This window comes from Arthrobacter sp. Y3223065, from assembly GCF_059090885.1.
In genome coordinates this window covers 679,511-692,218 of sequence record NZ_JBNHGC010000002.1, presented here as the reverse complement: position 1 = coordinate 692,218, position 12,708 = coordinate 679,511, and the positions used below count along the sequence as shown (strand labels likewise).

Here is a 12,708-nt window from a genome sequence, read left to right as displayed (position 1 = left end):
CCGCACCTTCCCTGGTGTGGCCCGGAGCTTTCTTGTGGGGCCACGGGACCCTGTTCACGGGGTGGTCCGACCGCGTCAACGGCGCGGCTTTACGACCCGGAGAAGGCGGCGGCCGGTGAAGCCCCCCGGCCGGGAGGCAACGGCCCGCGCGCGGCGCAGGGCCTTGGGATTGTAATGCCGGGGACGGTGCTCCGCTGCGTCCGGCACACGGGCACTCCGCCCCCGCGGTGCTGCGGCCGCTCCCCCGTCCTGCTGCGGCGGACGACGGCGGGACCCCGCCTTGGGGACCGCCGGCACGGCCTGCGCGGCCGGCGCCACGGCAGGAGCAGGGGTGGCGGCCTGGTCCGGCCCGGACCCTGTTTCCTCGGGCCCGGGACGCCGCCTGCGCAGCAGGAACCAGCCGGTCAGTGCCAGGTAGGCAGCCGGAACCAACCAGGCGGGGACGGCCTGCAGCGCGTCGGTGAGCAACCCGTGGACGCCGTGCGCGGCGTCGATCAGCCGGTCCTCGACCTCGTGCCCTGCGGCATTCCGGACAGCGAAAAAGGCGTAGTAGGCGGTGCCCAGCCCGGCGAGCAGCAGCAGGTAACCCTGGGCCTTTTCCAGCAGTGTCCCGGCCTCGGGCCACCGGCGGCCGGCGCCGGCCCCGAGCGACGACGCAGCGGCGCACAGCAGCCCGAAACTGGCGAGCAGGCCCAGAACGTAGGCGGCCAAGCCGGCGACAGGGGCTTCGGCTGCGCCCTGCTCCCCGGCCGCGGCCAGCAATTCCGGCAGCTGTGGCGCGAGTGATGCCAGCCCGACTACCGCCCCGGCAACAGCCATCCCGCTGAGCCGGACTAATGATCCGCCCCCCGCCGCAGCTGCCTGCAACAGCCGGACACGCCCGCCTGCCACCAGGAAGGACGCCAGCAGGACCAGCAGCATCCCGGTCCCGGCCGAAATGTAGGCCAGGACGCCGGCAGCGGTTGCCGGATTTCCTGCGGCCAGCAGCGCCGACGAGAAGGACGTCATGTAGCCGCCGGTCAAGACAAGCGCGGACAGTGCGGACCGGCGCACGGCAGCAGCGGGCGGGGTGCGCCAGCTGCCCACGGCGACCGTCAGGAGCCAAGCCGGCAACAGGAGCAGACTGCATGGATTGAACAAGGCTGCCACTCCGGCGGCCAGGGCGTAGCTGCTCACTGATTCCAGCATGGGACAACAACGATCTTTCCGAGGGAAAATCGGGGACGGGTGAAACCATTCTACCGGCCCGGGTTGTGGTCCCGGACACGCAAAAGCCCCGCCCGATATGACATCGGACGGGGCCTTAGCTCTTGGTTGCGGGGAGAGGATTTGAACCTCTGACCTCTGGGTTATGAGCCCAGCGAGCTACCGAACTGCTCCACCCCGCGGCGCAGTGAATACATTACCGGCCGCGGGGTAGCGAAGCAAATCGGTCAGTTGCCCTCGGTCGCCTCCGGAGAAGGCTGCTCCGTTGCCCCCTCTGCGCCGCCTTCGGGGGTGGCACCGGAGATCGCTGCCTCGGCGTCGATGGCGTCCTGCAGCGCCGCCTGCAGCCGCTCCTGGGCCTCGCCGTAGGCGGCGAAGTCGCCCTCCGCCAGCGCGGCCTGTCCCTCCTGGATCGCGGTGCGCGCCGCCTGCAGGGCCGCCTGCAGATCCTCCTCGGCGCTGGTTTCCGGAGCGTCCGGCGTCGCCGGTGTCTCACCGACGTTCTCTTCGTCGCCGGTGGTGGCACCCGAGTCGCCTTGGAACACCTGATCCAAGGCTTCGGACAGCGTCGGGGCGAAGCCGACTTCCTCACCGAAGCTCACCAGCACCCGGCGCAGGATCGGGTAGGAGGAAGCGCCGGAGGACTGGACGTAGACCGGCTGCACGTACAGCATGCCCCCGCCGACCGGCAGGCTGAGCAGGTTGCCGTTCTTCACCTCGGAAGCACCCTGGCGCAGCAGGTTCAGCGCCTGCGAGACTTCGGTGTCCGAGTTGAACAGGTTCTGCGCCTGGCCCGGACCGGGCACGGTGATGTCGCGCGGCAGTTCGAGCAGCCGCAGCGTGCCGTAGTCCTCGGACTTCACACCGTCCTCGCCGGTGCCCGCGTCCGCGTTGGCGGAAAGGAACCCGTACAGCACGTTGCGTGCCTGCTCGCCGGGAACGGCAAACGGAATGAACGGCGTGGTCAGCGAGAAGGACGCCGCGTCCTGGTTGGGCATCTGCAGGGACAGGTAGTACGGCGGCTGCTTGACGGTCGATCCCTCGCCCAGCGTCGGATCCGTGGGAACACTCCAGGCATCGGAGTTCTCGTAGAAGCGGTTGACGTTGGTCACGTGGTACCTGGTGAGCAGCTCCCGCTGCACCTTGAACAGGTCCTCCGGGTAGCGCACGTGTGCCATCAGGTCGGCCGACATTTCGCTGTACGGCTTGATCGTCGTCGGGAACACGTTCGTCCAGGCCTTGAGCAGCGGATCCTGGTCATCCCACGCGTACAGGTTCACGGACCCGTCGTAGGCGTCCACCGTTGCCTTGACGGCATTGCGGATGTAGTTGACTTCCTCCGCCGGCAGCGCCACGGTGGCGCCCCCGGTGGTCCCGGAGTCAATGGTGGCCGACTCCAGCTGCTGGGGAGTCGAGTACGGGAAGTGCTCGCTGGTGGTGTAGGCATCCACGATCCACTTCACGCGGCCGTCAACGATGGCGGGGTAGGCGTTGCCGTCCACCGTCAGGTACGGAGCGACCTTTTCGATACGCTGGCGCGGATCGCGGTCGTAGAGGATCTGCGACTCCGAGTTGACCGCGTCCGACAGCATCAGGTCGGTCGACTGGAATTTCAGGGCGTAGACCAACCGGTTGAACCAGTTGCCGATGTTGGGACCGCCATCGCCGTCGAACGTGTTCCGGGTATCGGTTTCTGCATTGGCGCTCTGCGGCCGGTCGATTTCGATCGGAGTGCTGCCCTCGGGCGCACCGACGATCGAGTAGTCCGGAGATGCTTCGCCGAAGTAGATCCTGGGTTCGTAGGTCGAGTCGTCGCCCAACACGCCCTGCGACGGAATCCCGGAGAGCATGAAGGACGGTTTGCCGTCCGGCTCCACGCGGGACCCGGCGGCCGCAACCACGCCGTAGCCATGGGTGTAGAGCAGGTGCTCGTTCACCCAGCCGGCCGGCACGCCCGCGGTGTTCAGTTCGCGGACGGCAATGACGGTGTCCTGCACCTCGCCGTCGACCGTGTAGCGGTCCACGTTGAGCGTCTCGTCGAACTGGTAGTACTGGCGGAACTGCTCCAGCTGCGCGAACGCGTCCGACACCAGGTTCGGATCCAGCAGGCGGATATTCGCCGTCGTCTCGGCGTCCTCGCGCAGCGCGCCGGCTTCCGCGTCCACCGTGGCTTCGTAGTTCATGGTCTGGACGTCGTCCAGACCGTACGCCAGGCGCGTGAGGCCGATGTTGCGTTCGATGTACTGGGCCTCGACGTCCTGCTCATTCGGAATCACCTGGAAGCGCTGGACGATCCACGGGTAGACCCCGCCGGCGAGGATGGCGGTGACGATCAGCATGGCGGTACCGACGATCGGCAGCCGCCAGCGGCCGATGAAGGCCGAGACGATGAAGAGGATGGCCACCAGCACGGCGGCGACGGCCAGAATGGCCTTGGTGGGAATCACGGCGTTGACGTCGGTGTACAGCGCACCGGTCCAGTTTCCGGCGTCGGACTGCACGGTGGCGTAGCGGTCCAGCCAGTAGTTGACGCCCTGCAGGATGAGGAACAGTGCGGCAAAGACGGCCACATGGATCTTCGCCGCGGTGGAGGCGAAGAACCCCTTGTCCTCCAGCCGGATCCCGCCGTAGAGGTAGTGGGTCAGCAGCCCGGCGATGCCGGCAATCAGCACCACGCTGATCAGGAAGCCGTTGATGAAGCCCAGGAACGGCAGGGTGTTCATGTAGAAGCTGTAGTCCAGGCCGAACTGCGGATCGGTCTGGCCAAACGGCTGCTGGTTGAAGAACAGCAGGACGGTCTGCCACGCCGAGGCGGCGGCGGTGCCGGCGAACCCGGCCAGGACTACCGGGATGCCTATCATCAGCAAACGCCGCACCGGCTCCAGCTGCTGCTGGTAACGGTTCAGGTTGTCCTGCAGCGAGCTGTCCGGCGCGTACACCGGGCGCGAACGGTAGGCCATTCGCAGGCTGAAGTAGACGGCAAGGCCCATGATCAGGAAGGCAATCAGGAAGATGGCAATCTTGGTGCCGGTTTCCTTGAGCATGACTTCCAGGTAGCCCAGCTGGTTGTACCAGAGGATGTCTGCGTAGATTTGGGAGAAGAAGACGAAGCCCACTACCAGGACGGCCACCACGATCAGGGTGGGCACCAATGCGGAACGTTTCTTGCCAGGACTGCTAAGCGGTGTTGGCCGGTCGCCGTAAGACCGGTCTTGTCCGAACGTCACTCGTTACCTCGTTGTCTACATGCGTGGCATCACGGCGAAACCGCCGCTGCTGGGGACACTCCCCCTAGATGCCACGAACGGACGCCTCGGAGGGTTCCGTTCCCATTCTGCCTTGTCAACACCGGCCCCGGCGAACCGCGGCGCCGGGACGGGCCGGCACTGTTGCCGGAATGTGACCGGGCCGCTGCTGAAACGAATCAGCTGCAGCCGGGCAGGGCGGCTGCGTCGCCGCCCTCGCCGATCGACGTCACGGCTTCAACGGCGTCGTCCAGCGTCGCCACCGGGACAACCTGCAGCCCTTCCGGGACGCGGCCGGCCACCTGCGCGCAATTTGCTTCCGGCGCCAGGAACACGGTGGCGCCGGCTTCCCGGGCGCCGATCATTTTCTGCCGGATCCCGCCGATCGGCCCGACGGTGCCCTCCGCGTCGATGGTGCCGGTCCCGGCAAAGTGTTTCCCGCCCGTCATTTCCCCTTCCGTCAGGGTGTCGATGATGCCCAGCGCGAACATCATGCCGGCGCTGGGGCCGCCCACGTTGTCCAGCTGGATCTTCACCTCGAACGGGAAGTCGAATTCGGTGCCCAGCAGGACGCCCAGCTGGTAGTCGCCCTCGTCGTTGGCCTGCGGTGCCACATCCACGGTTTCCTCGCGGCCGTCGCGCGCGATGCCCAGTTCCACCGGGGCGCCCGCGCTGGCGTTGAGCTCCTCGCGCAGCACCTCGATACCGGTGACCGGCCGGCCGTTGATGGTCCGGATCGCGTCCTGCAGCTCCAATACTCCTGCCGCCGCCGCGTCCGGGGTGAAGTCGGCGACCGAGAGGGTCTGCGAGTACTCCACGTCCAACTGGGTCAGGGCAGCCGCGACCGATGACTCCTGCGACGACGCCATCAACGCCGCGTTTTGCTGCTGGATGTCGTCCTGCGTCACGTCCGGCGGATAGACCAGGTCGGCCGGTGCCACGCTGCGCTGGGGGTGGAGCCAGGCGGCCAGGACCTGCAGCATGTTGACGTTCGAGTTGGGCCCGCCTTCCACGTACACCGTCGTCAGGTCCAGGGCACCGGAAGTCTCGTAGGTGGGGCGGTCCGGAACCTCGATCAGCGGGGTGCCGGAGACCTCACCGATGGTGTTGATGGCAGGACCGGGTATCTCGATGACGTAGCCTGCCGGCAGCGCCAGCCCTGCCGCACCGGCCACGACGGCAACGACGGCGGCGGTCGCCATGACCGGCTGCCTGAGGTTTCGGGCCTGCGGCGCGGCCGGCTGCGGACCGGGAGCGTTGGCGGCCCAGCCGTCCGTGCCGTGCTCGGTGCCCTTGTTGGTGGACTGTGTCACCTGCTGGTTTCCCTCTCGCTGCTGTCCGGGTCGCACACCTCACGCGCTGCCGCCCGACGGCGCTCGCGGCGCCTGCTCTAGCGTACGCCGTCGGCCCGGCATCGGTGGTGCTGCGCTGCTCGGCCTTGAGCGAACTGCCCTTCTCCGGCGCGACAAGGAATCCCGGCTGCCGGTAACGTGGGACTCACGCAACATCCCGGGCACAGCCCCCGCCGCCTCCCCGGCAGCCGCTCGACCCGTGCCCGCTCCAACCCTCGAGGACCGGTGGTAGTGATGACCCCTAAGCAGCCCGACGACGACCCGCAGGATCCGCTGGCGGAGATGTTCGCCAAGCTCTTCGGCGGCCAGGCCGGGGCAATGGATCCCGCGGAAATTGCCAAGGCGGCAGGACTGCCTTCCGACCCGAATGCCCTTGCGCAGATGTTCCAGCAGGTCCAGGCGATGATGAGCGCCCCCGCCGAAGGTCCTGTCAACTGGAAACTGGCCCATGAAAGCGCCCGCAAGGTGGCGGCCTCGGACAGCGATCCGTCCGTCTCGTCAGCACAGGGCCGCGCCGTCGACGAAGCGCTCCGGCTGGCCGAGATGTGGCTTGATCCGGTGACGAGCATGCCCGGCACCGGCCTGATCGGCAGGGCCTGGTCCCGTGCCGAGTGGGTTGAGGCAACGCTGCCGACCTGGAAGCGGCTGACGGAGCCGGTCGCCAACAGCATCGCCTTCGCGCTGACCAGTGCGCTGACCGAGCAGGTGCCGGAGGAAATGAAGCAGATGCTCGGTGGGGCGCATTCCATGCTGCAGAACCTCGGCGGCGCGATGTTCGGCATGCAGCTGGGCCAGGCTGTCGGGGCCTTGGCCAAGGATGTGGTCAGTTCCACCGACATCGGTGTCCCGCTGGTGGAGGGCAAGATGGCCCTGCTGCCGGCCAACGTTAAGTCCTTCGGCGAGGGCCTGGACATCCCCGGGCAGGACGTGCTGCTCTTCCTGGCGATCCGGGAAGCTGCGCACACCCGCTTGTTCACCCACGTCCCGTGGCTGTCCGGCTATTTGCTGGGCGCCATCGAAAGCTATGCCCGCGGCATCCACATCGACATGGGGCGGATCGAGGAAGTGGCCCGCGACCTGGATCCCACCAACCCCGAATCCATGCAGCAGGCACTCTCGCAGGGGGTGTTCATGCCGAAGCGCACGCCGGACCAGGAGGCCGCCCTGGCCAAGCTGGAAACAGCGCTCGCGCTGGTCGAGGGCTGGGTGGACGAGCTCACCGCCAGCGCGGCGGCCAACCTGCCCTCCGCCCCGGCGCTGCGCGAAACGGTCCGGCGGCGGCGCGCCACCGGCGGCCCGTCGGAACACGCCTTCGCCGCACTGGTCGGACTTGAGCTGCGGCCCCGCCGCTTGCGGGATGCGGCCGCCCTGTGGTCCGCCCTTAAGGAGGAACGCGGGGTCGAGGGGCGCGACGCGATCTGGCACCACCCCGACCTGCTGCCGACCGCGGAGGATCTGGACGATCCTGCCGGCTTCAGCGCCCGCCGGAAACTGCTGGACGCCTCCGAGGCAGAAGTCGACGAGGCCCTGCAAAAGCTCCTGAGCGGCGGATTCGAAGAGCAGCCCGGCGAGGGCGATGCCGGGAAGCCGGACGGTACCGCCGATGGCGGCCCGGACGGGCCCGCCGACGGTGAGGACTCCGGTACCGGAGACGGCGGTCCGGAGGGTACCGGAAACGGAGACCGGAGCTAGCTGTCCCTCCGGCACCGCCGACGGCAGTGCCGGAAGGTACCGGAAACGGAGACCGGAGCTAGCTGTCGCTTTCGGCGGCCCCGGCGCCGTCCACATCGTCCTCGTCCTGTAGGCCGCGGCCCATGGCAAAGGCCGCGCCGGAGAGGAAGGCCTTGGCCAGTTCCAGCTGCGGATAGGCCTGCAGCAATTGCCAGAAGCGCGGGCCGTGGCCTGCCTCCAGCAGGTGCGCGAGCTCGTGCAGGATCACATAGTCGATGACCCAGCCGGGCATGTCCTTGATCTTGTCCGAGATGCGGATGGTGCCCCGTGCCGGCGTCGCCGACCCCCAGCGGTCGTTCTGGTTGGAAACCCACCGGATGCTGGTCGGGATGGCGTTGCCGGCCAGGTAACGCTGCGACAGCTCCGCTGCGTGCCGGGCCAGGTCCGTGTCGCTCGCAGCGGTCCGTCCCGCCGGACGGGAGCTGCGCGTCTCGAGCCTGGCCAGCATCCGCTGCACCCACTCCCGTTCCTGCGCCTGCGAAAAATGGCCGGGAATGGAAATCACGGCGGCTCCGTCCCGCCAGGCGGCCGAGACGGTCCGGCGCCGGCGCGCGGACCGTTTGACCACCACGGGGGCGCCGTTGGATGTGGTCAGGGCCACCCGCTCCCCCGTGCCGGCCACCAGTGGCACCGGCCGCGTAGGCGTTGCGGTGTCGGGGAATTCCTGGGTCTGTTCTGCTCGGGACATGCGATGAGGTTACCGGGTGTCTTCGACCGTCCGCATCCGCGAACGCCCGCTGCCCGTTTTCTGTGGATAACCGTCCGGCGCCTGCCACCGCCGTGCCAGCATGGAGGACCGGGACGCGCCCGGACCACGGGCTGGCGGCGAGGAGGGTGGCGGTGGCACAGTTGAGGATCAATCCCGGCCTGCGCACGCTCGAAGGCGCCGCGGGCAGCGTCCAGTTCGGCCTGGGTGCCGGCGGACTGGTGATCGAGGGAACCGGGGAAGCGGACCGGCGCTTCCTGCGCCGGCTGTGCCAGGGGATCGAATCGGCCGATCTGGACGACGTACGGGCAGGCTGCGGCCTGGATAAGGAGCGGGCCGCGTCGCTGCTGGCGGCGCTGGCACCGGTCCTGTTGCCGGACTCCGGCGGGGAACGCCTGTCCGGTTTGCGCGCCGACCGGCTCGCGCCGGATGCGCGCCGTTGGTCGGCGGTCTACTCGGCCGACGGTGAAGGACAGCTCGCCGCCCGCGGCCGCTGCATAGTGCAACTGATCGGGCTGGGACGCACCGGCGCAGCGTTGGCCACCGCCCTGGCGGCGGCCGGCGTCGGCACTCTTCTGCTGGAGGACCCGGCGGTGGCCGGCCCGTCGGATGTCGGTTCCGGGGCCTTCCGGGTCGCCGACATCGGCCTGGGCCGCGGGCAGGCCGTGCGGCGGGCGGTGCACCAGATCGATCCCACGGTCTCCTGCCACCTCTTGCCCGGCGCGACCGCGGAGCAGGGCGCCGCGGGCATCTTTCCGCGGGCGCTCAGCCTGGCCGTCTACGTGGACCGCGACGTGCCCGACCCCCGGGTCGCCGCGGCGCTCATGAGCCGGGGCCACCCCCACCTGAGCGTCCTGGTGCGCGAGCAGGACACCCTGATCGGGCCGTTGGTGGTTCCCGGTCAGACAAGCTGCCTTGGCTGCGTGGAACTGCACCGCGCCGACGCCGATCCGGCGTGGCCCGACGTCGTTGCCCGGTTAACCAGCCGTCCGTTCGCGCCGGCGGCAGACCGGGGCCCGGCCGACGAAGTATCGCAGTCGGTAGCCGCGGCCGGGCTGGCGGCGATGCAGGCACTGCTGTTCCTGGACGGGCGGAACCAGCCCGGCAGTTTTTCCGCCGTGCTCAAACTCGACAGCGGCGACGGCACCGTGTCGCGGCACGCCTATCCGCCGCACCCGGCCTGCGGCTGCGTGCCGGCCCCGGCATCCTGAGCGCGCACTGGCCGCGGGCGCCTGCAGGCTCAGTTCGCCGCCAGGACGCGCAGCACATCCTCGCCGTAGCGCTCCAGCTTGGACGGCCCCACTCCGGCCAGCCTGGACAGCTCCTGCAATGACTGCGGCCGGGCTTCGGCGATGGCCACCAGGGTGGCGTCGGTGAAGATCACGAAGGCGGGCATCGAGGCTTCGCTGGCCGTGTCCTTGCGCCATTCGCGCAGCGCCTCAAACGTCGACTCCTCGTAGGTGGGAGGACAACTGTTGCACCGGCCGACCTTGCGTTCCGCCCCGCTGCCGAGCAGGCTGCCGCAGACGCGGCAAACCGCCGGCGCGGCCTGCTTGCGCCGAGCCGGGCGCTGGCCCGACGCGCCGCGGACCGAGGAGGAAGAGGCCGGCCGCAGCCCGTCCAGGAACCGCGACGGTTTGCGGTTGGCGCGGCCCCCCGGGGTCCGGGCCAGCGACCAGGACAGGGCCAGGTGCTGGCGGGCACGGGTAATGCCCACATAGAGCAGCCGGCGTTCCTCGTCCACGGCCTCGTCAGTGTCGGCGAAGGAGATCGGCATCAGCCCCTCGCTCAAACCGACCAGGAAGACTGCGTCCCATTCCAGGCCCTTCGCCGAGTGCAGCGAGGCGAGGGTGACACCTTGCACCGTGGGAGCATGCTGCGAGGCCGCCCGTTCGTCGAGCTCCGCCACGAAGTCGAGCATGGTGAACACACCGCCCGCTGCGGAACCGCGGGCGGTGTCCAGCTCATCGGCCAGTCGCACCAGCGCGGCCAGCGATTCCCAGCGTTCCCGGACAGCTCCGCCGGTCTGCGGAGCCTCCCGGGTGTAGCCCAGGTTCGCCAGGACGTCCCGGACCAGTTGGGGCACGGGCTCAGTTCCGGCCGCACGGGACGAGGCCCGCAGCTGAAGGATCGCGTCGCGGACCTCCCGCCGCTGGAAGAACCGCTCTCCGCCGCGCAGCTGATAGCCGATACCGGCGCTGGCCAGCGCCTGTTCGTAGGCCTGGGACTGGCCGTTGGTGCGGAACAGCACCGCTATCTGGGCAGCGGCCACGCCGTCGTCCAGCAGTCCGCGGATGCGGGTGGCCACCTGCGACGCCTCCGCCTCGTCGTCGGCACATTCCGTGAACGAGGGCTCGGGCCCGGCCGGACGCTGGGCGATGAGCTCCAGCGGCGTCGGCCAGCTGTCCGTGCCCCGCGACGGCTGCCGGGTGCGGGCGGCCAGCAGCGAGTTGGCCAGCTGCACGACCTGCGGCGAGGAGCGGTAGTCCCGGACGAGTTTCACGACGTCGGCTCCGGGGAAGCGTTTGGTGAACTCGAGCAGGTGGCGGGAGGTCGCTCCCGTGAAGGAGTAGATGGTCTGGCTGGCGTCCCCGACCACGCAGAGTTCTTCGCGGTCCCCCAGCCAGAGGTCCAAAAGCCGCTGCTGGAGCGGCGAGACGTCCTGGTATTCGTCCACCACGAAGTGCCGGTACTGGTCCCGTACGGCGGCCGCCACCTTCGAGTCTTCCTCGAGGATCCCCACGGTGATGAGCAGGACGTCCTCGAAGTCGATGATGTTCCGGTCCGTCTTCACGTCCTCGTACGCCTGGTACAGCCGCGCCACCGTCGTCAGGTCGTAGCCTGCCGGTGCGGCACGGCCGGCCGCCCGGCGGACATAGCTGTCGGGCGTGAGCATGGAAACCTTGGCCCACTCGATCTCGGCCGCCAGGTCGCGGATGGCGGCACGGTCGGTGGTCAGCCGCAGGCGCCGGGCAGATTCGGCGATCACGCTTGCCTTGTGGTCCAGCAGGCCGGGCAACGGACCGCCGACCGCCTGCGGCCAGAAGAACTGCAGCTGGCGCAACGCCGCGGCGTGGAACGTGCGCGCCTGCACTCCGCCGACACCAAGGTCGCGCAGCCGCGTCCGCATTTCGGCGGCTGCGCGCGCGGTGAACGTCACGGCCAGCACCCGCTGCGGCGTATACACCCCGGTGTGGACGCCGTAGGCGATCCGATGGGTGATCGCGCGGGTCTTGCCGGTGCCCGCTCCGGCGAGGACACACAGCGGTCCGGCCAGGCTGGTGGCCACCTGCCGCTGTTCGTCGTCCAGCCCGGCCAGGATCTGGTCTTCGAGGCTGCTGTCCGGGAGGGGCCCGGCGGCGGCTGCGCTCATCGTCCGGCCTGCGGCAGCTCGCCGCCGTACCAGTGCTCGATCATCGCCCGCGCAATCGAAATGCCGCTGGCCACCTGGACCTCGTCGGCCCTCAGCGCCGCGGCCAGTTCCTTCCGGCTGAACCAGCGTGTGTCCAGGATCTCCACGCCATCGGGCACCGACGCCGCGTCGGTCGCTACGGCCGTGAAGCCGATCATCAGCGATGCGGGGAACGGCCACGGCTGGGAACCGAGATATCGGGGCGAGTGCACCACGACGCCGGACTCCTCCTCGATCTCCCGCATCACCGCGGCCTCGAGCGACTCCCCCGGCTCGACGAAGCCGGCCAGGGTCGAATAGCGGCTGGCCGGCCATGCGCTGTTGCGGCCGAGCAGCAGGCGGTCGTCCTCGTCGACGACCGAAACGATGACCGCGGGATCCGTGCGTGGGAAGTGCTCGCTTCCGTCGGCGGGACAGCGGCGCACCCAACCGCCCTGCTCGATCTCCGTGCGGTGGCCGCAGCGCGGGCAATGGGTGTGGGTCAGGTGCCAATTGGAAATCGCCGCGGCCTCCACAAACAGCCCCGCGTCCTGCGCAGAGAGCTCCCCCGCCACATCGCGCAGGCCCAGCCACTCGCCGTCGTAGCCGGCCGCTTCTGCACCCTCCGCCAACACGGACAGGACAATGTCCGTCCCGACGGGCACATCCGCGCCTTCCACGGCCCGTCCGAGGTAGACGGACAACGTTGTTGCGGTCCGTTCACTGCTCGGAAGCAACACGATCCTTCCGCCGCGTACCAGCGTCTTGCCGTCGGAAATGAGCATCACGTGGGTGGTGTCCCTGTCCCAGATGCCGTCCACCAGGCCGGGATGGCTGCGTCGCTCACAGCCGCGGTCCATGGTGGTGCGCGCCAACATCAGCTGGCCCAGCGGCGGGAACCCTGCAGCGGCGGTGCTAAGACTCATGCTCTCTACCGTACTCACCACAGCGCCCGGACTGTTATTCGCGCCGCCGCCGCTGTGGACTGCGCGACGGCGGTGCCTGCCGGTGCGGCCTGCGTCACCCTTCCGGCGACTCGCCGCGGCCGTGGCCGGGCTGCCGGTACCGGTTGCACGT

The 12,708-nt window shown here is 69.3% G+C and carries 8 protein-coding genes and 1 tRNA gene; 2 read left to right on the top strand and 7 right to left on the bottom strand.

Annotated features, from left to right (window positions below):
• Positions 1-75: 75 nt before the first annotated feature.
• The 4 genes from AC5RUK_RS08185 to AC5RUK_RS08170 form a co-directional block, all read right to left on the bottom strand.
• Positions 76-1,176 (bottom strand): hypothetical protein, encoded by a 1,101-nt coding sequence (locus AC5RUK_RS08185; protein WP_494107799.1) that lies wholly within the window; start codon positions 1,174-1,176, stop codon positions 76-78.
• A 135-nt stretch (positions 1,177-1,311) separates the two neighbouring features.
• Positions 1,312-1,388, bottom strand: a tRNA-Met gene (locus AC5RUK_RS08180).
• Between the two features lie 45 nt (positions 1,389-1,433).
• Positions 1,434-4,358, bottom strand: coding sequence for a UPF0182 family membrane protein (locus AC5RUK_RS08175; RefSeq protein ID WP_493989121.1), 2,925 nt, complete (start codon positions 4,356-4,358; stop codon positions 1,434-1,436).
• A gap of 272 nt (positions 4,359-4,630) precedes the next feature.
• Positions 4,631-5,764 (bottom strand): YlbL family protein, encoded by a 1,134-nt coding sequence (locus AC5RUK_RS08170; protein ID WP_494151854.1) that lies wholly within the window; start codon positions 5,762-5,764, stop codon positions 4,631-4,633.
• Between the two features lie 273 nt (positions 5,765-6,037).
• Between AC5RUK_RS08170 and AC5RUK_RS08165 the strand changes: the two genes are divergently transcribed.
• Entirely contained in the window at positions 6,038-7,495 is a 1,458-nt protein-coding gene (locus AC5RUK_RS08165; protein ID WP_494107880.1) for a zinc-dependent metalloprotease, read from the top strand.
• A gap of 58 nt (positions 7,496-7,553) precedes the next feature.
• Here AC5RUK_RS08165 and AC5RUK_RS08160 read toward each other — a convergent pair whose 3' ends face one another.
• Complete coding sequence (locus AC5RUK_RS08160; protein WP_494107797.1) at positions 7,554-8,222, bottom strand: M48 family metallopeptidase; 669 nt, start codon at positions 8,220-8,222, stop codon at positions 7,554-7,556.
• Positions 8,223-8,374: 152 nt separating this feature from the next.
• On the opposite strand from AC5RUK_RS08160, the gene AC5RUK_RS08155 reads away from it, so the two are divergent.
• On the top strand, positions 8,375-9,451 hold the full coding sequence (locus tag AC5RUK_RS08155; protein ID WP_494107796.1) for a TOMM precursor leader peptide-binding protein: 1,077 nt from the start codon (positions 8,375-8,377) through the stop codon (positions 9,449-9,451).
• A gap of 29 nt (positions 9,452-9,480) precedes the next feature.
• On the opposite strand, the gene AC5RUK_RS08150 is transcribed toward AC5RUK_RS08155, so the two are convergent.
• Positions 9,481-11,613, bottom strand: coding sequence for an ATP-dependent DNA helicase UvrD2 (locus tag AC5RUK_RS08150; RefSeq protein WP_494151853.1), 2,133 nt, complete (start codon positions 11,611-11,613; stop codon positions 9,481-9,483).
• Entirely contained in the window at positions 11,610-12,557 is a 948-nt protein-coding gene (gene nudC / locus AC5RUK_RS08145) for an NAD(+) diphosphatase (protein WP_494107794.1), read from the bottom strand. Before nudC ends, AC5RUK_RS08150 begins: the two co-directional genes overlap by 4 nt.
• Between the last annotated feature and the right edge of the window lie 151 nt (positions 12,558-12,708).